The sequence below is a fragment of the Halomonas borealis genome (genome assembly GCF_004798905.1).
Taxonomy (GTDB): Bacteria; Pseudomonadota; Gammaproteobacteria; order Pseudomonadales; family Halomonadaceae; genus Halomonas; species Halomonas borealis.
Genome location: NZ_SDMO01000001.1, coordinates 430,812 through 457,807, shown reverse-complemented (window position 1 = coordinate 457,807; position 26,996 = coordinate 430,812). Strand labels below are relative to the sequence as shown.

General features: G+C 64.0%; 25 protein-coding genes. 10 read left to right on the top strand and 15 right to left on the bottom strand.

Annotation, left to right across the window (positions count from 1 at the left end; genetic code table 11):
- Nucleotides 1–39: 39 nt before the first annotated feature.
- From gyrA to ETC07_RS02095, 7 genes are all read left to right on the top strand, one after another.
- Nucleotides 40–2,730: a DNA gyrase subunit A gene (gene gyrA, locus ETC07_RS02125; RefSeq protein WP_136246845.1), complete on the top strand. Its 2,691-nt coding sequence runs from the start codon at nucleotides 40–42 to the stop codon at nucleotides 2,728–2,730.
- 20 nt (nucleotides 2,731–2,750) lie between these two features.
- Entirely contained in the window at nucleotides 2,751–3,854 is a 1,104-nt protein-coding gene (gene serC, locus ETC07_RS02120) for a 3-phosphoserine/phosphohydroxythreonine transaminase (protein WP_136246844.1), read from the top strand.
- Between the two features lie 91 nt (nucleotides 3,855–3,945).
- Nucleotides 3,946–5,037, top strand: coding sequence for a prephenate dehydratase (pheA, locus tag ETC07_RS02115; RefSeq protein WP_136246843.1), 1,092 nt, complete (start codon nucleotides 3,946–3,948; stop codon nucleotides 5,035–5,037).
- A 1-nt stretch (nucleotide 5,038) separates the two neighbouring features.
- Nucleotides 5,039–7,390: a bifunctional prephenate dehydrogenase/3-phosphoshikimate 1-carboxyvinyltransferase gene (locus ETC07_RS02110; protein WP_136246842.1), complete on the top strand. Its 2,352-nt coding sequence runs from the start codon at nucleotides 5,039–5,041 to the stop codon at nucleotides 7,388–7,390.
- Complete coding sequence (gene cmk, locus ETC07_RS02105) at nucleotides 7,387–8,076, top strand: (d)CMP kinase (RefSeq protein WP_136246841.1); 690 nt, start codon at nucleotides 7,387–7,389, stop codon at nucleotides 8,074–8,076. Before ETC07_RS02110 ends, cmk begins: the two co-directional genes overlap by 4 nt.
- A 175-nt stretch (nucleotides 8,077–8,251) precedes the next feature.
- Nucleotides 8,252–9,931 (top strand): 30S ribosomal protein S1, encoded by a 1,680-nt coding sequence (gene rpsA / locus ETC07_RS02100; RefSeq protein WP_136246840.1) that lies wholly within the window; start codon nucleotides 8,252–8,254, stop codon nucleotides 9,929–9,931.
- 317 nt (nucleotides 9,932–10,248) lie between these two features.
- Nucleotides 10,249–10,626 carry a histone-like nucleoid-structuring protein, MvaT/MvaU family gene (locus tag ETC07_RS02095; RefSeq protein WP_136246839.1) on the top strand — a complete coding sequence of 126 codons (378 nt, stop codon included), beginning with the start codon at nucleotides 10,249–10,251 and terminating at the stop codon, nucleotides 10,624–10,626.
- A 123-nt stretch (nucleotides 10,627–10,749) separates the two neighbouring features.
- Here ETC07_RS02095 and ETC07_RS02090 read toward each other — a convergent pair whose 3' ends face one another.
- Entirely contained in the window at nucleotides 10,750–11,499 is a 750-nt protein-coding gene (locus ETC07_RS02090; protein ID WP_168709150.1) for a helix-turn-helix transcriptional regulator, read from the bottom strand.
- 357 nt (nucleotides 11,500–11,856) lie between these two features.
- On the opposite strand from ETC07_RS02090, the gene ETC07_RS02085 reads away from it, so the two are divergent.
- Entirely contained in the window at nucleotides 11,857–12,144 is a 288-nt protein-coding gene (locus tag ETC07_RS02085; protein ID WP_168709149.1) for a hypothetical protein, read from the top strand.
- 14 nt (nucleotides 12,145–12,158) lie between these two features.
- Here ETC07_RS02085 and ETC07_RS02080 read toward each other — a convergent pair whose 3' ends face one another.
- The 4 genes from ETC07_RS02080 to ETC07_RS02065 are packed head-to-tail and all read right to left on the bottom strand — an operon-like array spanning nucleotide 12,159 to nucleotide 14,790.
- Nucleotides 12,159–13,028: a DNA replication terminus site-binding protein gene (locus tag ETC07_RS02080; RefSeq protein WP_136246837.1), complete on the bottom strand. Its 870-nt coding sequence runs from the start codon at nucleotides 13,026–13,028 to the stop codon at nucleotides 12,159–12,161.
- 4 nt (nucleotides 13,029–13,032) lie between these two features.
- Nucleotides 13,033–13,263, bottom strand: a complete 231-nt coding sequence (yacG, locus tag ETC07_RS02075) for a DNA gyrase inhibitor YacG (protein WP_136246836.1) — start codon at nucleotides 13,261–13,263, stop codon at nucleotides 13,033–13,035.
- 44 nt (nucleotides 13,264–13,307) lie between these two features.
- Nucleotides 13,308–13,937, bottom strand: a complete 630-nt coding sequence (gene coaE, locus ETC07_RS02070; RefSeq protein ID WP_136246835.1) for a dephospho-CoA kinase — start codon at nucleotides 13,935–13,937, stop codon at nucleotides 13,308–13,310.
- Nucleotide 13,938: 1 nt separating this feature from the next.
- Nucleotides 13,939–14,790: a prepilin peptidase gene (locus ETC07_RS02065; RefSeq protein WP_168709148.1), complete on the bottom strand. Its 852-nt coding sequence runs from the start codon at nucleotides 14,788–14,790 to the stop codon at nucleotides 13,939–13,941.
- A 250-nt stretch (nucleotides 14,791–15,040) separates the two neighbouring features.
- Between ETC07_RS02065 and nagZ the strand changes: the two genes are divergently transcribed.
- Nucleotides 15,041–16,054 carry a beta-N-acetylhexosaminidase gene (nagZ, locus tag ETC07_RS02060; protein WP_136246834.1) on the top strand — a complete coding sequence of 338 codons (1,014 nt, stop codon included), beginning with the start codon at nucleotides 15,041–15,043 and terminating at the stop codon, nucleotides 16,052–16,054.
- A 35-nt stretch (nucleotides 16,055–16,089) separates the two neighbouring features.
- Nucleotides 16,090–16,668, top strand: a complete 579-nt coding sequence (locus tag ETC07_RS02055) for a hypoxanthine-guanine phosphoribosyltransferase (RefSeq protein ID WP_136246833.1) — start codon at nucleotides 16,090–16,092, stop codon at nucleotides 16,666–16,668.
- 319 nt (nucleotides 16,669–16,987) lie between these two features.
- Here the strand turns inward: ETC07_RS02055 and ETC07_RS02050 are convergent, their stop codons facing one another.
- From ETC07_RS02050 to ETC07_RS02005, 10 genes are all read right to left on the bottom strand, one after another.
- Complete coding sequence (locus tag ETC07_RS02050) at nucleotides 16,988–17,503, bottom strand: cytochrome b (protein ID WP_136246832.1); 516 nt, start codon at nucleotides 17,501–17,503, stop codon at nucleotides 16,988–16,990.
- Between the two features lie 180 nt (nucleotides 17,504–17,683).
- Complete coding sequence (locus tag ETC07_RS02045; protein WP_136246831.1) at nucleotides 17,684–18,097, bottom strand: hypothetical protein; 414 nt, start codon at nucleotides 18,095–18,097, stop codon at nucleotides 17,684–17,686.
- 112 nt (nucleotides 18,098–18,209) lie between these two features.
- The gene (locus ETC07_RS02040) at nucleotides 18,210–18,980 is read right to left on the bottom strand and encodes a copper resistance protein B (RefSeq protein ID WP_136246830.1); all 771 of its coding nucleotides are present in this window, start codon (nucleotides 18,978–18,980) and stop codon (nucleotides 18,210–18,212) included.
- A 9-nt stretch (nucleotides 18,981–18,989) separates the two neighbouring features.
- Complete coding sequence (locus tag ETC07_RS02035) at nucleotides 18,990–20,807, bottom strand: copper resistance system multicopper oxidase (protein ID WP_136246829.1); 1,818 nt, start codon at nucleotides 20,805–20,807, stop codon at nucleotides 18,990–18,992.
- A 74-nt stretch (nucleotides 20,808–20,881) separates the two neighbouring features.
- The gene (locus ETC07_RS02030) at nucleotides 20,882–22,198 is read right to left on the bottom strand and encodes an ATP-binding protein (protein ID WP_240724532.1); all 1,317 of its coding nucleotides are present in this window, start codon (nucleotides 22,196–22,198) and stop codon (nucleotides 20,882–20,884) included.
- Nucleotides 22,185–22,850, bottom strand: a complete 666-nt coding sequence (locus tag ETC07_RS02025) for a response regulator (protein ID WP_136246828.1) — start codon at nucleotides 22,848–22,850, stop codon at nucleotides 22,185–22,187. Before ETC07_RS02025 ends, ETC07_RS02030 begins: the two co-directional genes overlap by 14 nt.
- A gap of 10 nt (nucleotides 22,851–22,860) precedes the next feature.
- Nucleotides 22,861–23,355 carry a cupredoxin domain-containing protein gene (locus tag ETC07_RS02020; protein ID WP_136246827.1) on the bottom strand — a complete coding sequence of 165 codons (495 nt, stop codon included), beginning with the start codon at nucleotides 23,353–23,355 and terminating at the stop codon, nucleotides 22,861–22,863.
- Nucleotides 23,356–23,579: 224 nt separating this feature from the next.
- Entirely contained in the window at nucleotides 23,580–24,020 is a 441-nt protein-coding gene (locus ETC07_RS02015) for a DUF411 domain-containing protein (protein ID WP_136246826.1), read from the bottom strand.
- Nucleotides 24,021–24,599: 579 nt separating this feature from the next.
- The gene (locus tag ETC07_RS02010; protein ID WP_136246825.1) at nucleotides 24,600–26,291 is read right to left on the bottom strand and encodes an AMP-binding protein; all 1,692 of its coding nucleotides are present in this window, start codon (nucleotides 26,289–26,291) and stop codon (nucleotides 24,600–24,602) included.
- Between the two features lie 65 nt (nucleotides 26,292–26,356).
- Nucleotides 26,357–26,797, bottom strand: a complete 441-nt coding sequence (locus ETC07_RS02005) for a MerR family transcriptional regulator (RefSeq protein WP_136246824.1) — start codon at nucleotides 26,795–26,797, stop codon at nucleotides 26,357–26,359.
- Between the last annotated feature and the right edge of the window lie 199 nt (nucleotides 26,798–26,996).

The following is a 26,996-nucleotide window of genomic DNA, read 5'->3' as shown; positions in this document are numbered from 1 at the left end:
ACGGGCCAACCTCTTGCAGTGCAAAGGATTCGACGACCCATGGGTGACATCGCCAGAGAGATTCTGCCAGTCAACATCGAGGACGAGCTCAAGCAGTCGTACCTCGATTACGCGATGAGCGTGATCATCGGCCGTGCGCTGCCTGACGTGCGCGATGGCTTGAAGCCGGTTCATCGCCGCGTGCTCTACGCGATGCATGAGCTGAACAACGACTGGAACAAGCCATACAAGAAGTCGGCGCGCGTCGTCGGCGATGTCATCGGTAAGTATCACCCCCACGGTGACAGTGCCGTCTACGACACCATCGTACGCATGGCCCAGGACTTCTCCATGCGCCACGTGCTGGTCGATGGCCAGGGTAACTTCGGTTCCATCGATGGCGACAACGCCGCCGCGATGCGTTACACCGAGGTGCGCATGGCCCGGCTCGCCCATGAGCTGATGGCCGACCTCGAGAAGGACACCGTCGACTGGGTCGACAACTACGACGGCACCGAGCGCATCCCCGACGTGCTGCCCACCAAGGTGCCGAACCTGCTGGTCAACGGCTCCTCGGGCATCGCCGTGGGCATGGCCACCAATATTCCCCCGCATAACATGCGCGAGGTGGTCGACGGCTGCCTGGCACTGATCGATGACCATACCCTGACGGTCGATGACCTGATGGAATACATCCCCGGGCCGGATTTCCCCACCGGGGGCATCATCAACGGTCGGGCGGGTATCCTCGACGCCTATCGCACCGGGCGCGGGCGCATCTACGTGCGGGCCCGTCACACCATCGAGCACGACGACAAGACCGGTCGCGATCACATCATCGTCACCGAGCTGCCGTACCAAGTGAACAAGGCGCGGTTGATCGAGAAGATCGCCGAGCTGGTCAAGGACAAGCGCATCGACGGCATCGCCGAGCTGCGTGACGAGTCCGACAAGGATGGGCTGCGCGTCGTCATCGAGGTCAAGCGCGGCGAGTCCGGCGAGGTGGTGGTCAACAACCTCTTCTCCCAGACTCAGTTGCAGAACGTCTTCGGCATCAACATGGTGGCCCTCGAGAGCGGCGAGCCGCGCATCCACACCCTCAAGCAGGTGCTCGAGGCTTTCATCCGCCACCGCCGCGAGGTGGTCACGCGTCGCACCCTGTTCGAACTCAAGAAGGCCCGCGAGCGCGGTCATATCCTCGAAGGCCTGACCGTCGCCATCTCCAACATCGACGAGGTGATCGAGCTGATCAAGGCCTCGCCGAATGCCACCGAGGCCAAGGACAAGCTGCTCGGCCGCAGCTGGGCGCCGGGGCAGGTCACCGGCATGCTGGAGCGGGCCGGCGCCCATTCCTGCAAGCCCGAGGACCTGGACGAGGGCTTCGGTCTCAACGACGAAGCCAGCCAGTATCGCCTCTCGCCGGGCCAGGCCCAGGCGATCCTCGAACTGCGCCTGCACCGCCTGACCGGGCTCGAGACCGAGAAGCTGCTCGATGAATACCTGGGCATTCTCGAGAAGATCGCCGAGCTCACCGCGATCCTGGCCAGTGCCGAACGCCTGCTGGAGGTGATTCGCGAGGAGCTGACCGCCGTGCGCGACCAGTTCGGCGAAGCGCGCCGTACCGAGATTCAGGCCAGCCACCTCGATCTGTCCATCGAAGACTTGATCGCCGAGGAGGACATGGTGGTCACCGTGTCCCGCTCCGGCTACGCCAAGACCCAGCCGCTCTCCGATTATCAGGCCCAGCGCCGCGGCGGCCGTGGCAAATCGGCGACCACGATGAAGGACGAGGACATCATCGAGCACCTGCTGGTGGCCTCGACCCACGACACCGTGTTGCTGTTCTCCAATCGCGGCAAGGTCTACTGGCTCAAGGTCTACGAGATGCCGGCGGCCAGCCGCGGCTCGCGTGGCAAGCCGCTGGTCAATATGCTGCCGCTGGCTGAAGGTGAGTCGATCAACGCCATCCTGCCGGTGCGCGATTACGATCCCGAGAGCTACATCTTCTTCGCCACCGCCAAGGGTACGGTCAAGCGTACCAGCCTGGAGCAGTTCTCCCGGCCGCGCAGCGTGGGCCTGATCGCCATCGAGCTGGAAGAGGACGATCGGCTGGTCGGGGCCGCCATCACCAGCGGGGCGGACCACGCCATGCTGCTGTCTTCCAATGGCAAGGCGATCCGCTTCGAGGAGCGCGACGTGCGTAGCATGGGCCGCACCGCCCGTGGCGTGCGGGGCATGAGGCTGCAGGGTGGCGCCGAGGTGATCAGCCTGATCATCCCGCAGAGTCAGCGCATCGATGCCGAGGATGCGGTGGATGGCGAGACCCAGGCCGAGACCGCGGCCGGCAACGGCGGTCAGATCACCATCCTGACCGCCAGCGAGAACGGCTATGGCAAGCGCACGCGGCTCGAGGAGTTCCCGCTGCGCGGACGCGGCGGCCAGGGGGTGATCGCCATGCAGACCAGCGAGCGCAACGGCGCCCTGGTGGCGGCGATGCAGGTCTATGGCGCCGATGAGATGATGCTGATCACCGACCGCGGCACCCTGGTGCGTACCCGGGTCGACGAGGTGTCGATCAACTCGCGTAACACCCAAGGGGTGATGTTGATCCGCTTGGGCGAGAGCGAGGCGCTGGTCAAGACGGTGCGTGTCGACGAACCCGAGGAGGAAGCGTTGCCCGCAGGAGAAGAGGGTGATGCGCCCGAGGCCGACGCCGGCGGCGAACCGCCGGCCACCGACGATGATCAGTAACTCATGACGGAACGACGCCGATGACACGCCACTTCAATTTCTGTGCCGGCCCGGCCGCCTTGCCACAGGCGGTGCTGGAGCGTGCCCGCGACGAGCTGCTCGATTATCGTGGGCGCGGCCTCTCGGTGATGGAGATGAGCCACCGTTCCCCCGAGTTCGTGGCCATCGCCGAGCAGGCCGAGAGCGATCTCCGTGAGCTGTTGGCGATCCCCGATAACTATCGGGTGATCTTCACCCAGGGTGGGGCGACGATGCAGTTCGCCGCGGTGCCCTATAACCTGCTAGGGCTTGGCGGTAGCGCCAACTTCCTGCATACCGGCATCTGGGGCAAGAAGGCCATCGCCGAGGCGCGCCACCTGTTCGGGGCCGCGCCGGTCGTGGCGTCCAGCGAGGCGAATGGCCATCGTGCGGTGCCGTGCCAGGCCGACATCGCGCTGGCCGATGACGCGGCCTACCTGCACTACACCGCCAACGAGACCATCGGGGGTCTCGAGTTCGACTACGTGCCGCGGGGCGTTCGCCCCGATGGCAGCGAGGTGCCGCTGGTCTGCGACATGTCGTCGAGCCTCCTGTCCGGTCCGCTGGATGTTTCGCCGTTCGGTGTCATCTATGCCGGTGCCCAGAAGAACATCGGCCCGGCCGGCTTGACGCTGGCGATCGTGCGTGACGACCTGCTCGACCGTGGCTGTGCCGGAATGCCGAGCCTGATGGGCTACAAGGCTCAGGCCGAGGCCGGCTCCATGGTCAATACGCCGGCGACCTACAGCTGGTACCTGGCGGGGTTGGTGTTCCAGTGGCTCAAGCATGACATCGGCGGCCTGGCCGCCATGGATGCGCTCAATAACCGCAAGGCGGAGAAGCTCTACGCCGCCATCGATGGCGGCGGCCTCTACTCGAACCCCATCGCCACGGCGAACCGCTCGCGGATGAACGTGCCCTTCGTGCTCGACGACGATCGGCTCGACGAGCCCTTCCTCAAGGAGGCCGAGCAGGCCGGCCTGCTCAACCTCAAGGGGCACCGCAGCGTCGGCGGCATGCGGGCGAGCCTGTACAACGCCGTGCCGGAAGCCGCCGTGGACGCCCTGGTCCACTTCATGGCGGATTTCGAGCGCCGCAAGGGATAACGGAGCGAGGCACGAGGTGACAAGGCGTTCTCGAACCTCGGGCCTCGACAAGCCAGACACCGGGCTCTGTCCCCGATACAAGGGAACCACCATGAGTGATACCCCCATCAATCTCGATTCGCTCCGTCAGCGCATCGACGAACTGGACCACGACATCCTGCGCTTGATCAGCGAGCGCGCGGAATGCGCGCGCCGCGTCGCCGAGGTCAAGACCCAGGGCGATCCCGGTGCCGTCTTCTATCGGCCCGAGCGCGAGGCTCAGGTGCTGCGTCGGATCATGGAGCTCAACCCTGGCCCCCTCGATGGCGAGGAAATGGCGCGCCTGTTCCGCGAGATCATGTCCGCCTGCCTGGCCCTCGAGCAGCCGGTCAAGGTCGCCTATCTGGGGCCGGAAGGCACCTTCACCCAGCAGGCGACGCTCAAGCATTTCGGCGACAGCGCCGTGAGCCTGCCCATGGCGGCCATCGATGAGGTGTTCCGTGAGGTGGAGGCCGGCGCCGTCAACTACGGCGTGGTGCCGGTGGAGAACTCCACCGAGGGCGTGATCAATCACACCCTGGACTCCTTCATCGACTCGGGGATGCGCATCTGCGGCGAGGTCGTGCTGCGCATCCACCATCATCTGCTGGTGGCCGATACCACGCGGCGCGACAAGGTCTCGCGGATCTACTCCCATCCGCAGTCCTTCGCCCAGTGTCGCAAGTGGCTGGACGCCCATTACCCGCATGCCGAGCGGGTGCCGGTGTCGTCCAACGCCGAGGCGGCCCGACTGGTCAAGACCGAGTGGCACAGCGCCGCCATCGCCGGCGACATGGCCGCCAAGCTTTATGGCCTGACGCGCATCGCCGAGAAGATCGAGGATCGCCCGGACAACTCCACGCGTTTCTTGATCATCGGCAACCAGGACGTGCCGATGTCCGGCGAGGACAAGACCTCCATCGTGGTGGCCATGCGCAACCAGCCGGGTGCCCTGCACGACCTGCTGGAACCCTTCCATCGCCACCGGATCGACCTGACGCGCCTGGAGACGCGCCCCTCGCGCAGCGGGGTGTGGAACTACGTCTTCTTCATCGATCTCAGGGGCCACCGGGACGAGCCGCGGGTCGCCGCGATGCTCGAAGAAGTGCAGGTTCGTGCCGCCGAGGTCAAGGTGCTGGGCTCCTATCCCCAGGGCGTGCTCTAGGATGGAGCGTCAGGCGCTTTCCTCCCGGGTGTTGATCGTCGGCCTCGGCCTGATCGGCGGCTCGCTGGCCGCCGCGCTACGCGCCGCCGGCTTCGGGGCGGTCGAAAAAGATGCCGCCGGGTTCGGGGCGATAGAAAAAGACGCCGCCGGCTTCGGGGCGGTAGGAAAAGCCGCCGCCGGCGAGATCCTGGCCTGCGACCCGGATGCCGAGGAAATCACCCGCGGCGTCGAGATGGGGTTGATCGACCGAGGCGGCACCCGGCTCGAAGCGCTGCTCGAGGGTGTCGATCTGGTCGTGCTGGCGGTGCCGGTGCTGGCCATGCGCGAGGTGATGGCAACGCTTGCCGTCGGCATTCGCCGGGCCGGCATCGATCCGGTGATCACCGATGTCGGCAGCACCAAGGCGGCCATCCGCGAGGCGGCCGAGGCGGTCTTCGGCGGCATGCCGCCGAGGTTGGTGCTGGGGCACCCCATCGCCGGCTCCGAGAAGAGCGGCGTCGCGGCGTCCAACCCCGATCTCTATGTCGGCCACAAGGTGATCCTCACGCCCGAGTCGAGCACCGACCCCGACGCTCTGGGCATGGTGCGCACGCTGTGGGAAGCCACCGGCGCCGAGGTGCTCGAGATGGAGGTAGCGCGCCACGATGAGGTGCTGGCCCGTACCAGTCATCTACCGCACCTGCTGGCCTTCTCGCTGGTCGACACCCTGGCGCGTCAGGACGAGCGCCTCGATATCTTCCGCTATGCCGCCGGCGGGTTTCGCGATTTCACGCGCATCGCCGGCAGCGATCCGGTGATGTGGCGCGACATCTTCGTCGCCAACCGTGATGCGGTGTTGCATGCCCTCGACGACTTCGAGGCCGGCGTGGCCCGGTTGCGTCGAGCGGTCGAGCACGGCGACACCGATGCCATGCTGGCGACCTTCGATCGTGCCAGTCACGCTCGACATTACTTCGACTCCCTGATTAACCAGACCAGTTACCAGGCGGAATACCAGATGCAAGCACAAGACAAGCTGCGTTACCGGGTCGCCCCCGGTGGCGGTGTGACCGGGCGTATCCGCGTGCCCGGCGACAAGTCGATCTCTCATCGCTCGATCATGCTCGGCGCCCTGGCCGAGGGGGTGACCGAGGTTTCCGGCTTCCTGGAAGGCGAGGACAGCCTGGCGACCCTGCAGGCGTTCCGTGAGATGGGAGTGGCCATCGAGGGGCCGCATCAGGGGCGGGTGACCGTGCACGGCGTGGGCCTGCATGGCCTCGAGGCGCCGGCCGGGCCGCTCTATGTGGGCAACGCCGGCACCGCCATGCGCCTGTTCGCCGGCCTGCTGGCCGGCCAGGCCTTCGATACCGAACTGACCGGTGACACCTCCTTGACCAAGCGGCCCATGGATCGGGTCGCCGATCCGCTGCGCGAGATGGGGGCGGTGATCGATACCGCCGAGGGCGGTCGCCCGCCGCTGAAGATCCGCGGCGGCCAGCCACTCAAGGGCATCGACTACGACATGCCGATGGCCAGCGCCCAGGTGAAGTCCTGCCTGCTGCTGGCCGGGCTCTACGCCGAGGGCGAGACCCGGGTGCGCGAGCCGGCGCCGACCCGCGACCATACCGAGCGCATGCTCAATGGCTTCGGTTATGCGGTCGAGCGCAAGGGCGATACCTGCTGGCTCGAGGGAGGCGGGAGCCTCGCCGCCGCCCCGATCGACGTGCCGTCCGACATCTCGTCGGCGACCTTCTTCCTGGTGGCCGCGGCGATCACCCCTGGGGCCGACCTGGTGCTCGAGCATGTGGGCATCAACCCGACTCGCATCGGCGTGATCAATATCCTCCAGCAGATGGGCGCCGACCTGCGTCTCGAGAACCGCCATGAGGTGGGTGGCGAGCCGGTGGCGGACCTGCATATCCGCTACGCGCCGCTCAAGGGCATCGACATCCCGGTCGATCAGGTGCCGCTGGCCATCGACGAGTTCCCCGCGCTGTTCGTGGCCGCCGCCAATGCCGAGGGCACCACCCGCCTGCGCGAGGCCGCCGAGCTGCGCGTCAAGGAATCCGATCGCCTCAAGGTGATGGCCGACGGGCTGGCGGCGCTGGGTGTCGAGAATCGCCTGCATGAGGATGGCATCGATATCGTCGGCCGCCTCGCAGGGCAAGGCAGCGAAGGGCCGAGCTATGCGGGCGGTCGCGTCGATAGCCTGGGCGATCACCGCATCGCCATGGCCTTCAGCGTGGCGGCCCTGCGTGCCGAGGGCGAGATCGTCATCGACGACTGCGCCAACGTGGCGACGTCGTTCCCCGGTTTCGTGTCCCTGGCGCGCCGCGTCGGGCTGTCTCTCGCCGAAGAACAGGAGTCATCATGAGCGAACGGGCACCGGTACTCACCATCGATGGCCCCGGTGGCGCCGGCAAGGGCACCATCAGCCGGCTGGTCGCCGAGCGGCTGGGCTGGCGTCTGCTGGATAGCGGGGCGCTCTACCGCCTGACCGCCCTGGCCGCCGACAAGCACGATGTGGCATTGGATGACGAGGCGGCCCTGGCCCGCGTGGCCGAGGCGCTGGATGTGGTGTTCCTCGCTGAGAGTGGCGAGGCGCGGATCCTGCTCGAGGGCGAGGAGGCGACCCGCACGATTCGCACCGAGCAGGTCGGCGATGCCGCCTCTCGAGTCGCCTCGTTGCCGGCGGTGCGCGAGGCGCTGCTCCGTCGACAGCGTGACTTCTGTCAGGCGCCGGGGTTGGTGGCCGACGGCCGCGACATGGGCACCGTGGTGTTCGTCGACGCGCCGCTGAAGATATTCCTCACGGCCTCGGCCGACGAGCGGGCGCAGCGCCGGCAGCTCCAGTTGCGAGAGGCCGGGGTGGATGCTAGTCTATCGAGTCTTCTCAAGGAGATTCAGGCACGCGATGCACGCGATATGCAGCGCAGCGTGGCGCCACTCGTACCGGCCGATGATGCCGTCGAGCTGGATACCACGAGCCTGACGATACCGGAAGTGGTGGATCGGCTGACGGAACTGCTGGCCCAACGTGGCCTCGCCTCCGACACCTGAACTCCCTTGCGGCGCCCTCGGAACGATGTGATGACGTGGTCGGGCACCTAGTACCCGTGAGCCCGGCCAGGTCGAACCAGCGCCAACATCCCCGAGGGCCGTCTGAAATGGCCCGCACTCGCTGGTGGTGCGGAGAAGCGGCCCTGCCGCACAACGTTGATCACGTAGGAACATCATGAGCGAAAGCTTTGCTGAACTGTTTGAACAGTCTCTTCAGGACATCAACATGGAGCCCGGCGCGATCGTCGTGGCTACTGTCGTCGACATCGAAGGTGATTGGGTCACCGTCAATGCCGGCCTGAAGTCCGAAGGTCAGATTCCCGCGGCCCAGTTCCGCGATGAAAACGGTGAGCTGACCATCGCCGTCGGCGACGAAGTCCACGTCGCCCTGGAAGCCGTGGAAGACGGTTTCGGCGAGACCCGTCTGTCTCGCGAGAAGGCCAAGCGCGCCGAGGCCTGGAAGGTCCTGGAAGCCGCCTTCGAGAAGGAAGAGATCGTCAAGGGCGTGATCAACGGCAAGGTCAAGGGCGGTTTCACCGTCGACGTGGATTCCATCCGCGCCTTCCTGCCGGGTTCCCTGGTCGACGTGCGTCCGGTGCGCGACACCACGCACCTCGAGAACAAGGAACTGGACTTCAAGGTCATCAAGCTCGACCCGAAGCGCAACAACGTTGTCGTTTCTCGTCGTGCCGTGCTCGAGGCCGAGAACAGTGCCGAGCGCGAGGCCCTGCTGGCCACGCTGCAGGAAGGCCAGCAGATCATTGGTGTGGTCAAGAACCTGACCGACTACGGCGCCTTCGTCGACCTGGGCGGCGTCGATGGCCTCCTGCACATCACCGACATGGCCTGGAAGCGCATCAAGCATCCGAGCGAGATCGTCTCCGTCGGCGACGAAGTCTCCGTCAAGGTGCTCAAGTTCGATCGCGAGCGCAACCGCGTGTCCCTGGGCCTGAAGCAGCTGGGCGAGGATCCGTGGGTCAACATCAAGGGTCGCTATCCGGAAGGCACCAAGGTGCACGCCACCGTCACCAACCTCACCGACTACGGCTGCTTCGCCGAGCTGGAAGAGGGTGTCGAGGGTCTGGTCCACGTCTCCGAGATGGACTGGACCAACAAGAACATCCACCCGTCCAAGGTCGTTCAGGTCGGTGACGACGTGGACGTCATGGTGCTGGATATCGACGAAGAGCGTCGTCGTATCTCCCTGGGTATCAAGCAGTGTGCTGCTAACCCGTGGGAAACCTTCAACGCCCAGTACAACAAGGGCGACCGCGTTGCCGGTACCATCAAGTCGATCACCGACTTCGGTATCTTCATCGGTCTGGAAGGCGGCATCGACGGCCTGGTTCACCTGTCCGACATCTCCTGGACCGAGACCGGCGAAGAAGCCGTGCGCTCCTTCAAGAAGGGCGACGAAGCCGAAGCCGTCATCCTGTCCATCGATCCGGAGCGCGAGCGCATCTCGCTGGGTATCAAGCAGCTGGATTCCGATCCGGTCGCCGAGTACCTGGCCGTCAACGACAAGGGCAGCATCGTGACCGGTCGTGTGGTCGAGATCGATGCCAAGGAAGCTCAGGTCGAGCTGGCGACCGATGTCGTGGCCGTGCTCAAGGCTTCCGAGATCAGCGCCGACCGCGTCGAAGACGCGCGCAACGTGCTGAACGAAGGCGACAGCGTCGAGGCCCGCATCGTCGGTGTCGATCGCAAGAACCGTCAGATCAGCCTGTCCGTCAAGGCCAAGGATCAGGACGACACGCGTCGCAACATGTCCAAGCTGCGCGAGCAGCAGGACTCCGATCAGGAGACCCCGACGACCATCGGCGACCTGATCAAGCAGCAGATGGGTCAGGACTAAGGTTCGGGGCAAGGTCCCCTAGCGAATCTTGGTAAGACCGGAGGCGCCACCCGAGAGGGTGGCGCCTCTTTTTGTGTGTGCGATATGGGAGCCTCCATGCCAGGGGCGGAATATCGAGATCGCCGTCCTGGTCGTGGGCGTCACGGATGGAAAAGCTGCCCGGGTATGATGAGTGTCGCCATAATAGGCGAGTTCCTTCGGGGAGGAAGTTGTCCTCTTCTTTAGCGGCGACTATATGTAATGAGTTGCGTCATATGTCTATAAGCGCAATAATGCTGCGGCATCCCGATAGTTTATCCCAGATAAGGAAAGGTCAGATGTCATCACTGCTCAGTAATTACATGCAGAAGGAACAGCAGCTCAAGAAACTCCAGGACGAACTCGACCGTCTGGAGAATGACGACCGCCTCAAGGCCGAGCTGGACTTCAAGACCAAGCTCGAGTCACTGATGAAAGAGTTCGACAAGAGTGCGAATGACGTCATCGAGCTGCTCAACCCGAAATCCAGCGCGGCGCCCAAGGCGGCTGCCCCCGGCGATGGTGTTCGTCGCAAGCGCAAGCTGAAGATTTACAAGAACCCGCAGACCGGAGAAGTCGTCGAGACTCGCGGTGGTAATCAGAAGACGTTGAAGGCCTGGAAAGACGAGTTCGGTTCCGAGACCGTCGAGTCCTGGCTGGTGCGCACCGAAGACTGAAGCGCGGTCGGCGAGCTGAAAGGCCGCTAACGGCAGCTGTGCCGCCCCTTGGGGCGGCACTCTTGTTTCCGGGGAATGCCTGAGCGCGTAGACCGGCGGCGAGTCGCCGCTTCGCACGCCGACCTAACGAAGCGGGATATGCAGTTCCAGCGCCTCTGTGTGTTGCAGCAACAGTGGTGGGTCGCCGCTGATAGGAATGCCGTCCCCCGAAACGCCGCGGCACGCCATGTAGAGCATCGCCGCATCCAGCTGGCTGGTATCGTGCAGGCGCAGGCAGGCATGGCGCTGTGCGGGCAGGTGGAGGGTGCGGAAGGCCGGGGGCAGTGCCAGGCTGTCGCCGTCATTTTTCAGTTGTACGCCCAGGTCGAGGCGTGGCAGGGCGCCTGCCAGGGGGCGGTCGTGAAAGATGGCCAGCGGTGTGCCCTGGTCGATCCGAGCGGGGAGCAACTCGGCTCCTGGGCTATGGCGTAGCCAGTCGCGGAGGTCGTCGCGGACTCGCTCGGGGTGATACAGGCGGGTCAGTACGGTCTTGCGGGGCGGCAGCTCCCGAATGTCATAGGGGAAGACGCCCACGGTGTGGTGTTGACGCTGGAGCGAGACGCGTAGTGTCTGTCGAAAGCGACGCGGAGTCTGTTCGTAATGGCGTTGAAAGGCGCGAGAGAAGGCGGAGTGATTCCGGTAGCCGCAGATGCCGGCGATCTGGCTGATATGGCGGGAGGTATGAGTCAGCAGTCTGGCGGCTTTCTCCAGGCGCAGCCTATCGCGATAGGCGCCGGGCGACATGCCGAAGTGGTGGCGGAAGCGGCGTCTCATCTGTGCGGCGGAATAGCCCATTGTCCGTGCGAGTGCTTCGATGTCCGTCTGACTGCTCATCGTATCCTGCAGCCATATCTCCGCGCGCATCATTTCCTGGTACATGGCCGGCTTCCCTGTCCTACATTGTTTTCCGTGCCCTGCTGGATGCCGATATGATCGGTGATCCTGGTGCCGGAAAGTTGTCTGCGTGGCGGTTGTTGTTGTGGAGTCGCATTGAGTGCTTTATGAGGCCTAACGGTAGTGAAGGCAAGTTTGCCTTCGAACATTGAGCGTTTCTGCACATAATGAGCCGGGGAGAGTCGAGATGGATGCTTGTCGAAGAGCGGGAGGGTATACTCCTTGCGGGTATATCGCCCGGCCATGGCCTGCGTTTATTTCCTCCCTCGGCCATGGTCTTGAACCGACTGGTTGCGAATGAAACAGCACAAATCCCCCAAGCCCATGGAAGAGCGCGATAAATTGCGCAAGTTCCGTGAACTCGATGATGCCTTCGCCGAGGCATTGCGTGGACTCGACAGACCCGATGCGGCGCTGGATATCCCCACCGGTCCGCCCGTGCGTTCTCTCGATGAGCAGGAGGCGGACGCTCGCCAGCAGGCATTCGAACGTCGGCTGAAAGAGCTGATGCAGGATTACGCCCTGCCGGAAGCGAGCGTCAGCGAGCTGCTCCAGACACTGCAGGCGCTCGGCCGCATCGCCTGATGTGCATGAGGGCATCAGCGGCGATAACGGTACACCCTGAGACTCGGGAGCAATGGCTCTTGCTCGAGTCGTTCATCGCGGCGCCGCGCGCGCGTGCGCGATTGCGGTGGTCGCAACGGCGGCAGGTTATGGTCCGGTAGCCGGCCATCGTCGGCCGGCACGAAGAGCGGTAGCGCGACGTTCATGGCTCGGCGGCGCTGGCCGTCTTCCAGCGGCTCGCGGAAGAACAGGTTGGCGCGCATCAGCGGCGCCTGTGGCTGTACCTGGGCCAGGGGCTCGCCGTCTGGCAGGCCGGCCAGCTGGCGCAGTTGGATGCGCACGTGCGGGGCCTCGGTGTCCAAGGCCAACAGCTTCTGCTCGGCCTCGCGAACGCTCAACCGCTTGATGGAGCGCCCACTCGAGTACCAGGCCAGCCGGACGCGGGCGACCGGGGCCGGTGCCACGGGTATTGCCCGCCAGCACTGCTTGAGGTGGAGCCTGGCCAGGCCGCTGCCACGCAGGTGGGTGTGCAACTCGGGGTGGCGAAAGGGGAGTACGGCCTTGGCCTCGGGGATCAGGGCAGGGGCCTGTTCACGGATCTGACTCAGCAACCCGGCGAGCCGGTGTTTCGTGGCGTTGACCTGCTGGGCCTGCGCCATCACCTCGGGCGTCGCCGCGATCAGCCCCACATGGCTACGCGTGCTGCGACCGTCCTGGCCATCCTGATACCAGAAATCCAGCAGCGCTTGCTGCAGCCAGTCGGCATCGGCGTGTTCGCGCCCGAAGGCCCAGGCCTGGGCCTGCGAGCGTCGGCAGGCGGCGATCAGGGCCTGGCTTTCCTCGACCACGACATCGAAGGCGGCCTCCAGGCGGGCCAGTAACTGATACTCGGGAGTCGCGGTCATCGCGTCAGACGCCGCCGTCACGGTCGGCACGGGCGAGCAGGGCATCGATATCGGTTTCATCCATGGCGGGTTCGCCGGCGATGCGATGCGACTCGTCGGCCCAGGCTCCCAGGTCGATCAGGCGACAGCGCTTGCTGCAGAAGGGGCGGTAGGGATTGTCCTCACTCCAGCGGACCTTCTGGCGACATTGGGGGCAGGCGACTTCGAGGGGGCGCTCGGGCTCGGCATGGTTCATGGGGATTCTCTCGACGGCAGGGAGTACGGGGAAAGGATGACGAATCAGCGTGCCGGGGGCAAACCGGCCAGCGCTCGATAGCGCCGGTCCAGTTCGAGAACCCGGGCGGCCAGGCCCGTCTCGTCGGTGGCGTTGTCGAGCACGTCATCGGCGCGGGTCAGGCGTGTCTCGCGTGGCATCTGGGTGGCGACGATGGCGCGCGCCTGGGCCTCATCGACGCCATCGCGGGCGGCGGTGCGCTCGATCTGCAGCGTTTCCGGTACATCGATGACCAACACCCGGTCGACCAGCGCATGCTGGCCCGACTCGAACAACAGTGGCGAGACTAGTAGCGCATAGGGGGCCGGGTCCGCACGGAACTCGGCCAGCCGCTCGAGCAGGCGTTCGCGAATGCGTGGATGGGTCAGCGATTCCAGCCAGCGTCGCTGATCATCGTCGGAGAAGACGATCTCGCGCAGGGCGCGGCGATTCAGGTGGCCATCCTGCTGCAGCACACGCTCGCCGAAGCGCTCGGCGATGGCCGCCAGTGCGGGTTCGCCGGGCTCGACCACGGCTCGCGCCATGTCGTCGGCATCCACCCAGGGAATGCCGTGTGCGGCGAAGGCCCGGGCTACGGTCGACTTGCCGGAGGCGATGCCACCGGTCACGCCGATGATCGGGGGAGTCTCGGCCATGTCACATCACCAGGGTCAGGTAGGTGGCCAGTAGTGGCTCGCCGACCAGCAGCGCGATCCAGCCCGCCGCCGCGAGCCAGGGGCCGAATGGCATCGGCGCGCCGCGCAGCCGTGGCACGGCCAGCTGGATGAGCACGCCGACGATGGCGCCGGCGCCGGCGGCCAACACCAGGATCATCGGTAGATAGGCCCAGCCCAGCCAGGCGCCGAGGGCGGCGAACAGCTTGAAGTCACCGTAGCCCATGCCTTCCTTGCCGGTCACCAGCTTGAACAGCCAATAGAAGCCCCATAGCGAAAGATAGCCGGCCATGGCGCCGATCACCGCGCCAGGCAACTGCAGCGGCTGGAATAACAACTGATAGAGCAGGCCGGCCCACAACAACGGCAGGGTCAGCGCGTCAGGTAGCAGCTGGGTGCGCAGGTCGATCGCCGCCATCGCCAGCAGGCTCAGGCAGGCGCCGAGGATGAACAGCCCCTCGAGGGTGGGGCCAAACAGCAGCGTTACCGCCAGGGTGAGCAGCGCGCCGGCCAGTTCGATCAGCGGATACTGGGGGCTGATGCGCGTGTCGCAGTGGGCGCATCGTCCGCGACGTTTCAGCCAGCCGACCAGCGGCAGGTTGTCGTGCCAGGCGATCGGCGCCTCGCAGCGTGGGCACATCGAGCGCGGGGTGGCCAGGTTGAAGGTCGGCGCGGATTCGGCGTCGAACTCCAGCACCTCGCGAGCCTCGGCGCGCCATTCGCGCATCAGCATGACCGGCAGGCGGGTGATCACCACGTTGAGAAAGCTGCCGAGGCACAGGCCGACGATCACGACCAGCGGCCACAGTAGCAGAGGGGAAAGGCCGACAGGCAAGGGGGGCTCCTTATCCGCGAGATTGATAGGGGTATTCTACGGAGCCAGCGCCGGCTTGTCCGGGGTCTTGTGACTTCCGTGTCGGGAGCTTGGACGGATGACCATGAAAGGCGCGCCCGCGGCCGCGTCGGGGCATCGTATTCCCCTGTGGCGGTGATCGACGCTGGCCGCGGAGCCATATCGGGTCGGGCTGTCGTCGGCGCCGACTTTGGTCTAGAATCGCCTCCCTTCATCCGTCAGGAAGGCGAACATGACCCAGACGCTTGGACCGGTGATGCTGGACCTGGAAGGGACGCAGCTGCGCGACGAAGAGCGTGAGCTGCTGGCTCGCCCGGCGGTCGGCGGTGTGATCCTCTTCGCGCGCAACGTCGAAAACGCCGTTCAGGTCCGTGAATTGTGCCGGTCGATTCGAGAGGTGCGCCCGGAGCTGTTGCTGGCCATCGACCAGGAGGGCGGTCGCGTGCAGCGCTTGCGCGAAGGCGTGACCCGCTTGCCGGCCATGGGACGGCTCGGCCGCGAGTACGAAGCGGCCCCCGAGGTCGCGAGCCGCCTGTGCCAGGATACCGGCTGGCTGCTCGGCATGGAGATGGCGGCCTGTGGGCTGGATCTCAGCTTCGCGCCGGTGCTCGATGTCGACGATGGCTGCTCCACGGTGATCGGTGAGCGCAGCTTCGGCGCCGACCCCGAGGTCGTGACGCGGCTGGCCGGGGCCTTCGTCGAGGGGCTGCACGAGGCCGGCATGGCCTCGGTAGGCAAGCACTTCCCCGGGCACGGTGGCGTGGCCGCCGACTCCCATCATGAGTTGCCGGTGGATGAGCGTTCGTTCGACGCGTTGCGCGAGCGTGACCTGGTGCCCTTCACGGCCTTGGCATCGCGCCTCGGCGGCGTGATGCCGGCCCATGTCGTGTACTCGGGCTTCGATCATCGGCCCGCCGGCTTCTCGCCGGCATGGCTTGGCATGTTGCGTGAGTCGCTGGGCTTCAAGGGCACTATCTTCTCGGACGACCTGAGCATGGCCGGGGCGAGCCGGGTCGGCGAACCTGCCGAACGGGCCCGCCTGGCGCTGGAAGCCGGTTGCGACATGCTACTGGTGTGCAACGATCGCGCCGCCGCGCTCGCCGTCGTCGACGCCTGTGAGGGGCGTACCTCCAAGCGTGCCGCCAAGCTGCGTTACGCCCGGGCGCGTCCCGACCTCGATGCCCTCGGTGCGCTGTCACGCTGGCGCCGAGTGCATGCCCACCTCGCGGCCATGGCCGCCGACTGACGACTCCCTGAATTCCGAATCACGACGAGCTTCCGATGCCCAAACTCGATGCCAACGCCCACCCGTCCCTGGCGGACATGCGTGAAGTCATGGACTCCGCCGATTGCCTGATCAGCCAGGAGGAGGTCGAGCGTGCCCTGGATCGCATGGCCGACAAGATCGCCCATGATCTGGGCGACAAGCTGCCGGTCTTCTACTGCGTCATGAACGGCGGCCTGATCACCACAGGGCATCTGCTCACCCGTTTGGGCTTCCCACTCGAAGTCGACTACCTGCACGCGACCCGTTATCGCGGAGGCATGCGTGGCGGCGAGTTGTTCTGGCGTGTCTCTCCCGAGGTGCCGATGGCCGGTCGTCACGTGGTCATCGTCGACGATATCCTCGACGAAGGCGCGACCCTGGCCGCCATCCTCGACTACTGCCGTGAGGCCGGTGCGGCGAGCATCTCGACCGCGGTGCTGGTCGACAAGCGCCACGACCGCAAGTCGATGCCGGACCTTCAGGCCGATTACTGCGGCCTCGAGGTCGAGGATCGTTACGTGTTCGGCTTCGGCATGGACTATAAGGGCTACTGGCGCAACGCTCCGGGCATCTTCGCGCCCAAGGGGTTGTAGAAGGAGAAAGGTGGGGCGAGCCCCTTGGCTCGCTCCTGCTCTTTCATCGATATTGCCCAACTGTGATAGGCATGTCGTTAAAACGCCACACTAGAGACCCTCTCTCCTAGCCGGCGACACACCTACCATCGGGTGGTTTGTCGCCGGACTTCGGCTGGCGCCTTGAGCACACCATAGGCGAGGTGGAGAAGTTTCCTCAACGCGGCAGTCAAGCACGCTATATCGACTATATGGCGGGCATCATCATGATGGCGGACCGGACTGCAGAAGAAAGGTGGCCACACCGTGCCTGACGTGTCATCGGTCATTGAGGCCGCCGTCATATCATGCGGCGTAGCGTCTCATCGCGATGTATGAAGTGATGATGGAATGCCATTGCTATATGTCCAACCACTAATATAGCAATCATCCAGGCGAAAGGAGCGTGGAGTTCGTTCAATCTGGTTGGCCATGGAACGTCTTGTAGGTCCGAAAGGATCCTCATCCCGAATATTTTCACCCCATAGCCCTTCTCTAGGAGCATCATGAATCCGATGGACGGGACTGCCAAGAGAAGGAGATAAATGGCCCCATGTCCTATGGTCTTCATTTTGTTGTCGCTTTTGGGTCGTGATGTTATCTGTAGTAAAAGCCAGAGGAGTCGGAGCGCTGTCAGCCCTAGTATGGTCACTCCTATTGTGGCGTGCCATGGCTGAATGGAACGGCTGAAGGCGTTCGCTGGCCACAGCTCGTTAGCTAAAGGCGACGTGATTTGGAAGAGTAAAAGGAAGGCCGTGATCCAGTGGAGTGATTTGCTTATATTTCCATATCTTTCTATAGTGTCTCGAAATCTCATGCCGGCTTTGCCTAGTGGATGGTCAGTGCTATAAATTTGGAAAATGGCTGCAGTTGAAGAGGTTGTTCGGGGCTGTGTGGTTGGTTTTTATATCAGGTTTGTTGACAAGCGGTGATGTCATTGAAACGAGGCCAGCAGAAGCTGGCCTCGTTTTTTGTAGCAGTTAATCCACTCAGTGGATTACTTCAGGTTGATGTGCAGATTGTACCGGCTGCTGACCTCGTCGGGGCTTCCCATGGCATCTCCCGTGACCTCTAGGATATAGGTGCCAGGCGTTACCTGCTCCGTGATCAGGAAGTGCCCGCGTAGATCGGAGTCTTGAGAGACCAGGTTCCCCGCGTCGTCATACAGGCTGCCCTGGATGCGAACATTTTCACTGGATTCACTGGCCAGGTGTTCACTGCTTAGCTGAAGAGTTCTCGCCTCTTGAACGTTAAGGCTATAACGCTGTGGCTCTTGAGAGATGAGTCGGCTGTCGGTGACGCCTTCATTCAATGCCATCGGCTCCGATGCTTGGTTGCCGGTGACGGCGAAGGTCGCTGTCGAGGATAGCCCCAGCATGGTGGCACCGATCAGGGTGGTGAGGCGCTTCATGGCATGTCTCCTTTGTCTGGTTGACATGGTCGAGTATGGGAGTCTTGGCTGAAACGACGCTGAAAAATGGACGATATCCAGAAAGATCATGCTGGGAAGGAAGATCGTTGGCTCAATACCACATGCGTATGCCGGCGACTATCCCGGTATCCTCGACGGACTCTCCTTCGGCGCGTGCCATGTCGGCCGTATCACCATAAGCCTTCTGCCAGTATCCTCCGATGTAGGGAGCGAACTTGCGGTGAAACTCATAGCGCAGGCGTAGGCCGGTACGTATGGAGTTTAGCCCCTTTCCTACGCCAAACTCGGGTACCTCGTCGGCAGAAGCGCTCATCTCGATACGGGGTTGAAGGTATAGCCGCTGGGTGATGCGAAGGTCGTATTCGCTCTCCAGGCTCGCCGAGATATCACCGTCATCGCTGACTCTCAGTCCGGCATCGGTTTCTAAGCGGTAAGGCACCACCCCCAGAAGATTGATGACACCAAAGTAACGCTTTAGATGATCATCCGTGGCGATGCCTCCCTGGTAGCCGATCCCCCCTTGAAGCTCCCAGAAGGGGGCGATCAGACGGCTATACAACAGGTCGAGGCTCTCGAACTCGGCGTCCTCACCATCGCCCTGCACATTTTCTCCTTCTCCCTTCAGGTAAAGGCGATTGACGTCGCCGCCGTACCAGGCCTGAAAATCCCACACCAGCGCGTCGTCTCCCTCATCGGGCCTGGCGTATTCGAGGCGATCGACGAGCAGCGAGCCACGTAGATGTTCGACGACCGGTGAAGGCCATTCTGCGGGAGCGTCATAACCGTCCTCGGCTTGCGCGACGGTAGCGGCGAGCATGGCGGCGCTGGTACCAAGACTCGTGACAATCATTCTGACATTCATGGAAACTCCTTAGGCGACCTTAACGACTCGGAACATACCGGCATCCATGTGGTAAAGGAGGTGGCAATGGAAGGCCCAGCTCCCCTCGGCATCGGCGGTGATCAAGGCGGAGATTCGCTCACCGGGTTTGACGTTCAGAGTGTGCTTGCGAGGAATCAGCTCACCGGCGCCGTTCTCAAGCTCCATCCACATGCCATGCAGATGAATGGGATGTTCCATCATGGTGTCGTTAACCAGGATCAACCGCAGACGCTCATCCTTTTCGAAGTGGATGGGGCCTGTGACCTCGCTGAATTTCTTACCATCGAAGGACCACATGTAGCGTTCCATGTTGCCGGTCAGGTGAAGCTCGAGCTCGCGGCCCGGTGGACGGCGATCCGGCCAGGGGCGTAGTGCTTTCAGGTCGCGATAAACGAGGACGCGCCGCTCGTCCGGATCGATACCGATGCCTGGGCGGTCGAGGCGGGAGCCGGGCTGGGCCACGCCCACGGGGAGCATCCCATCGGCTCGGTCGGGTGCCATGCCGGACATGCCCTCCTTCGGAGAGTGCCCCATGCCCTGCATGTTCGAGTGATCCATGCCCGACATTTCGGTGTGATCCATGCCGGTCGAAGAGGAAGGCGAACGGCTGCCATGATCCATGTCGGGCATATCGGACATTCCCGACATGCCCATCCCTTCGTGTGAGCCCATGGCCTCCATGCCCCGGTCCGCAATCTGACGGCGTACCGGGATGGGGGCGGTCATACCGAGTCGGGGGGCGAGGGTGCCGCTGGCGTAGCCGCTACGATCCATGGATTCGGCGAACAGCGTATAGGCGGTGTTCGCCTCGGGAGTGACCAAGACGTCATAGGTTTCCGCGACGCCAATGCGAAACTCCTCGACGGGCACGGGTTGAATCGGCTGGCCATCGGCGGCCACGACCGTCATCGTCAGGCCCGGAATCCGCACGTCGAAATAGCTCATGGCTGAGCCGTTGATGACGCGAAGCCGCTGCGTTTCCCCGGGCTTGAACAGTGCCGTCCAATTCTGTGTGGGGGACTGCCCGTTCATCAGATAGGTATAGGTACTGCCGGTGACATCGGCGATGTCGCGGGAACTCATGCGCATTTCGGCCCACATGGCACGCTGGGCGGCAGTATCGGTGAAGCCGTGTCGCTGCACGTCGGCAAAGAAATCGGCGACCGTCCTTTCCTGGAAGTTGTAGTAGCCTTCACCGGTCTTCAGGTTATGGAAAATGGTCGCGGGATCCTCGAAGCTCCAGTCGGTCAAAAGCAGCACATGTTCACGGTCATACCGGAAAGGCTCCGGCTCGGCGGCATCGATGACCAGGGGGCCGGCATGGCCGAGCTGTTCCTGGAGACCGGAGTGGCTGTGATACCAGTAGGTGCCGTTTTGGCGAACCGGGAAGCGGTAGGTAAAGGTCTCGCCGGGGGCGATGCCTGCGAAGCTGACACCGGGCACACCGTCCATCTCCGGTGGCAGGATCAGGCCGTGCCAGTGAATAGAAGTGGACTCTTCCAGCAAGTTGGTGACCCGCAGTACGGCATCCTGACCTTCCTTGAGACGAATGAGCGGGCCGGGGCTGGTGTCATTGATGCTGATGGGGCGAGCCGTCTTCCCCGCCACGTCGAGGGTCTCACGGCGAATGGCCAGCGATATATCGGGCCCGGACTCGATGCCGCGGGGATAGGCCGCCGTTTGCCCCCAGGGGTTGGCCCAGGCCGGGGGGAGCCCGAGTGCCATGGCGCCGAGTCCCAGGGCGCTGCCGCCCTTGAGGACCTGGCGTCGGGTCAGCGGGGACGCCGTCTGTTTGGTCTTCGTCATGCATGACTCCTTTCCGAGGCGATGGGATGGAGCCGATGATGCCGGGAAAAGCTGAACCCAGGCTGAATGCCGGGTCAGGCGTCGGGGATACGGATCGTGACTCTCAGGCCAGAGCCGGGAGGCGCTTGTAACTCAACGGACCCATGGTAGTGATCGAGCAATTGAATCAGGATCGATAGGCCCAGGCCGTGCCCGGGGCGGCCCTCGTCGAGGCGTTGGCCGCGTTGGCCCAGTCGCGTGAGTTGCTCTTCGGGGACGCCGGGACCATCGTCTTCCACCACCACGCACAAGCCATCGGTGAGAGTGGCGCTGATGCGGATGGTGTGATGTGCCCATTTGCCCGCGTTGTCCAGCACGATACCCGCCATTTCCATGAAGTCCTGTCGCTCCATGGCCAGCCTTTCCGTGGCCTCGGGCATGCCGGCAGACAAGAATGTCTTATCAGGGTAAAGCGTGCGGAACATGTCCAGCAGGGTAGATAACTCTCGCTGGGGGCAAGTGTGCTGGCCGGAATCGGCCCCGGCGATTCGCGAGCGGCGCAACTCGGCATTCAGTTGTGCCTGCATGTCTTCCAGGCGGGCGAGTATCTTGGTTCGCCGCTGTGGGTCGATGGGGCGTTGCCCGCGCATGACTTGCATGATCGCGGCCAGCGGCGTCTTCAAGGCATGGGAGAGGTCGGACACGGCATGCCGGGAGCGTTGCAGGCGGCTTTCCTGGGCATCCATGAAGCGGTTCAGTTGCGCGACCAGGGCCTCGAGCTCGGTGGGAACCGTCAGCTGAAGACGGGCTCGCGTCCCCTGGCGGAGTTCGTCGAGCTGGCGCTGCAGCTGCCTGATCGGCCCGAGCCCGGCTCTCACAGCGAGCAGGTTCAAGCCGATGAGGAGGAGGAGTACAAGGCCGGCAATGAGACCAATCCACCAATGAAGGCGACTCAGCCCCGCTTCGACTCGATCGAAGCTTTCGCCAACGAGCAATACCCCTTCGCGGCCGTCGAAAGAGAAGGACCGTCGATAGACGAGCAGGTGACTCTCCTGGTGGTGTACATCGAGCAGTGAGTCATCGGCGCTATCCAGGAGAGGGTAGAGGGGGTCCAGCCAGGCCGGATGCGAGGTGGAGATATCGCCGTTCAGGCGCAGCACGTAGAGATGGTGAAAGACTCGCGCCGCGAGGCTCGTCGGGGCGGTGAGTGGTGGCCGATTAGCCGGCTCCTGTCGCAGCCGCTCAATCGTATACGCGGCCTCCTGGCGCAGACGGTCGCCGAGGAAATCTCGGGCCAGTTCGCGCAGGAGAATGCCGTGGAGCAGCCAGGTCACCGCCATCACCACAAACGCCGCCCCGCCCAGCCAGACGAGCAGTCGCGATCTCAGGCTGCGTCGATCAAACAGACGCAAGAATGTATCCCTGGCCGCGGCGCGTCTGAATGACATCCTTGCCGAGCCGTCGGCGCAGGCGTCCGATATAGACCTCCACCAGGTTGGGAGCCGGCGCATCCTGTTCCAGGGCGTAGAGCTGGTCGAGCAAGCGAAGCTTGGAGTGAACGCGGTCGGGGTGGTGCATCAGATAACGCAACAGTCGAAATTCGGTAGCGGTCAGGGACTGCCAGACGGTGCCGTCGGTGCTCACTCTCTGGAGGTGCTCATCGAGATGAACGCCATTGACCGTCAGCACGTTGCCGGTATTGCCATGCTGACGCCTCAGCAGGGCATGCAGCCTGGCCAGTAGTTCTTCCTCGTAGAACGGCTTGGTCAGGTAGTCATCGGCCCCGCGGCGCAGGCCGACGACCTTGTCCTCCCAGGTGTCGCGGGCCGTGAGGGCCAGGATGGGTTCCTGATAGCCGCTTTCACGCCAGCGTTCCAGCCAGTCGAGGCCCGATCCGTCGGGGAGCCCGATATCCAGGATGACGAGGGCATATTCCTCGGTCTGCATCAGTGCATCGGCCACACGCAGGTGTGTGGCCGTATCGACGCGATAGCCTTCGTCACTCAACGTCTCAGCGAGGCTCTCGCTGAGCAAGTCATCGTCCTCGAGGAGCAACAGCTTCATAGCTTAGCCTTCATGAGCCTTCGATCTGGATGGCACCGTTCATGCCCGCCTCGTAGTGTCCGGGAATATTGCAGGCGAACTCCACTTCCTCGGCGTTGTTCGGTGCGGTCCAAACCAGCGTCGCGGTCTCGCCGGGAGGAATGGTCACCGCGGGCATGTTGTCCGCATCGGCCTCTCCCTCGCCATGGTGGCCTGCACTCATGTCGTGTCCGTTGCCGTTGGCCATCTCGCGCATCATCTCGCGATGCTCCATCTGTGCTTCGCTGTCGCCGATCACGAATTCATGCTCGAGCTGGCCCGAGTTGGTGATGTTGAAGCGTACTGTCTCGCCGGGAGTAAGCGCCAGCTTGTCGGGAGTGAACCACATGTCACCCGCCTCGAAGGCGAGTGTGCGATCAATCGGCGGATGATCGCTGGCCTGAGAGTCGTCGTTGCTGTGTCCGGCGCCGGCCAGGGCGGCGGTGGATGCCAGGCCGGCAATCACGGTGAGGAGGGTCTTGCGCATCTTGATACCTCTCTAGCGGATGAATGGGCGAATCCTAGTTCTAAGCCAGAAAGCTGAATCGGCGCTGAACGTCGGAGCGGATCACCATGAATCGGGGCGGGACGACTCTAGACGTCGCATGGCCCTGCATCTTCCATCCACTGAATCGGCCCATGGCCACCATGCGCATACTACGACCCGCTGATGCCCGCCGGCACTTGTCCGGCGGGCATGGAGCGGGTCGCTTACAGCGTCATGAAGGGGGAGGCTTCATGGTTGCGGAACTGATAGACCTCATAGGGCGCGTTCTGTGGCCCGGGCATGCCGGGCGTGCCGCTTGGCATGCCGGCCAGGCCGATGCCATCGGTATCGGGTAATTGCTCGAACAACGCTGTCACCGCGGCCATGGGAACATGACCCTCGATCACGTAGTCCCCGATCTCGACGGTATGGCAGGAGCCCTGGCCGTAGGGTACGCCGGCGGACTGCTTGACCGCGCCTAGCTCTCGGTCGTCGGAGATGGTGACGTCGATGCCGAGACGCTCGAGATGGCGGGCATAGGCGTCGCAACAGCCGCACTGGGGGTTCTTGTGCAGGGTGGCGGTGTCCGGCAGGGCAGCCTGAGCGGTACCGGTGCCGAGCAACAGGCCGGCGGTCAGCAACAGATGGGGCAGAGTCGGTTTCATGAATGATGTCTCTTGTGAGCAGTGAACAGGTATTCGGTGGGGCCGGTGATGTCGAGTCAGCAGCAGGACGGCAGACGGCATCAGCCAGCACCTCGTGCCGTCGTCGACGGCAGCTGGATGCGAGGCAAGCAGGATCGCGGGCCTGAGCCCTGGGGTTCGTCAGGCTCTTGGAGGGCGTTTCGGAGGCTGAGGCACGTGGTCACTGACGAGAGTGGCCACGACAGCGGTCAGGGCGCGAGGTGCCATGACCGCTGGAGACCGGGGGGTGGCGGGCGCGGCGCAGACTGCACCGCAGGCATCGCCGGAATCCGGCATGGCGAGTTGGAAGCGGGCGCACTCGGCTTGGCAGGCATCGGTGGATGCGTGGCCGGAGAGGGGAGCGACGGCGAATGCCATGATGAGCAGCAGCGCCAGAAGGCGCTGCCACGGTTGGCGTTGCAATATTGTCGAGCCTCGGTCGCGCATTACGGATTCCACGAGCCTGCGTCGCTCATTCATACCGCGTTCCTTACGAGCGATGCAATCCTTATCGATGTTCATACGCCTCATAAGGCGTAGCCGTGGGCAGCCTCGAACCTGTTATTCCAGGCCCAGCTCGTGGGTGGCTTCCTCGCGCATCTTGAACTTCTGGATCTTGCCGGTGACGGTCATCGGGAATTCGTCGATAAACTTCACGTAGCGGGGGATCTTGAAGTGGGCGATCTTATCCTGGCAGAAGGTCTTGAGTTCCTCCTCATCAAGCATCGCCTCATCGGCGAGTTTGACCCAGGCCATGATCTCCTCGCCGTACCGAGCGTCGGGCACGCCGATCACCTGGACGTCCGAGATGGCCGGATGAGTGTAGAGGAAGTCTTCGATCTCACGGGGATAGATGTTTTCGCCGCCGCGAATGATCATGTCCTTGATGCGTCCGACGATGGCCACATAGCCGTCGTCGTCCAGAGTCGCCAGGTCGCCGGTATGCATCCAGCCGGCCGCGTCGATGGCCTTGGCGGTAGCTTCCTCGTTGTTCCAGTAGCCGAGCATCACGCTATAGCCGCGGGTACATAGCTCACCGGTTTCACCGCGTTCGACCACGGAGCCGTCTTCGGGGCTGACCAGCTTGATCTCCAGGTGCGGGTGAATGCTACCCACGGTGGTCACGCGCTTATCCAGCGGGGCATCGGTGCGCGTCTGCAGGCTGACCGGGCTGGTCTCGGTCATGCCGTAGCAGATGGTCACGCCCTGCATGTGCATGCGCTCGATCACCTTGCGCATCACCTCGATGGGGCAGATGGAGCCGGCCATGATGCCGGTGCGCAGGCTCGAGAGGTCGAAGGCCTCGAACTCGGGATGCTCCAGCTCGGCGATGAACATGGTGGGTACGCCGTAGAGGGCGGTGGCGCGCTCCTCGGCGACTGCCGTCAGGGTAGCCTGGGGGTCGAAGCCGTCGCCGGGATAGATCATGGCCGCGCCGTGGGTCATGCAGCCGAGGTTGCCCATCACCATGCCGAAGCAGTGATAGAGCGGCACCGGGATCACCATGCGGTCGGCCTCGGTGAGGTCGAGGGTGCGGGCGACGAAGAAGCCGTTGTTGAGGATGTTGTGGTGGGACAGCGTGGCGCCCTTGGGGGCGCCGGTGGTACCGGAGGTGTACTGGATATTGATCGGCTCGTCGAACTCGAGCCCCGCCTGGCGCTCGGCCAGCCGTGTGGCATCGACCTCGTCGGCATGGGCCAGCATGGACGCCCAGCTGTACATGCCGGCGAGCGCCTGGGTGGCGTCCAGGCAGATCACCCGCTCGAGCCCGGGCAGGGTGCGGCTTTGCAGGGTATCGGGCGTGGCCTCGTCGAGCTCTGGCACCAGCTCGGCCAGCATGGCCACATAATCGCTGCCCTTGAAGCGACCCTGCAGGATCAGCGTCGAGGTGCCCGATTGCCTGAGGGCGTATTCGAGCTCGTGGGTGCGATAGCTGGGATTGATGTTGACCAGGATGGCGCCGAGCTTGGCGGTGGCGAACTGCGTGATGGCCCACTCGGCGCCGTTGGGTGACCAGATGGCGACGCGGTCGCCCTTGGCGACCCCCAGCGCCATCAACGCCCGGGCCGCCCGGTCCACCTCGGCCTGTAGTTCGCGCCAGCGGTAGCGCAGGCCTTGATGGCGGCTGATCAGGGCGTCTCGGTCGGGGAAGCGGGCGACCGTTTCATCGAAGCAGTCGCCGATGGTCTGGCCCTTCAGGGGCGTGTCGCTGGCGCCGTTCAGGTAGCTGTCGTGTCGGGGCTGGCGTGGCATGGCGGCTCTCATTGTTGTGTCGTCTCGGGATGTCCGGGCAACCATTTCAGCGCAAGGCGGCCCGGCTACGGCGTGTCTTCCAGCTGGCGCAGCACCTCCCGCGCGCGTTGATCCACGTCGTCGATTTCCAGGCGCATCAGGCGGATATCCTCGAGCTGGCGCGCAAGGTTGGCGCGCTTGTCCTCGAGCAGCTCCAGCAGCCGCTTGAGCTGGCGCGCGTTTCCATCGGGCATGGCGTCGTACATCATCACCACCTCGCGGATCTCGGCCAGCGAGAAGCCCAGTCGCTTGCCGCGTAGGGTCAGCTTGAGGCGCACCCGGTCCTTCTCGCGGTAGATGCGCTTCTGGCCCTGACGCGACGGAGCCAGCAGGCCTTCCTGCTCGTAGAAACGGATGGTGCGAGGCGTGACCTCGAAGATCTGGGCCAGCTCACCGATGCTGTAGGTCCGCTGCTGCCGAGGCAGGGCGTCGGCGTTGCTTTCCGTTGCCTGGGGCATTCGCGTCATGTCGATCGTTCCTGTAGCCGGAGGGTCCACCGGCGGTGTTCCACCTCGTCGGGAAACCCTAGACGAGGTTTACGTTAACGTAAAGTGCTTGTTAGACCATGGCGGGATATGGGATAACCCGAGCAGTTGCTAGGTTGGCGTCAGTCGCCATGCCGATATCGTCGGCGCGCGTTGCCGGCCTGACTGCGCGTCGTTCCCG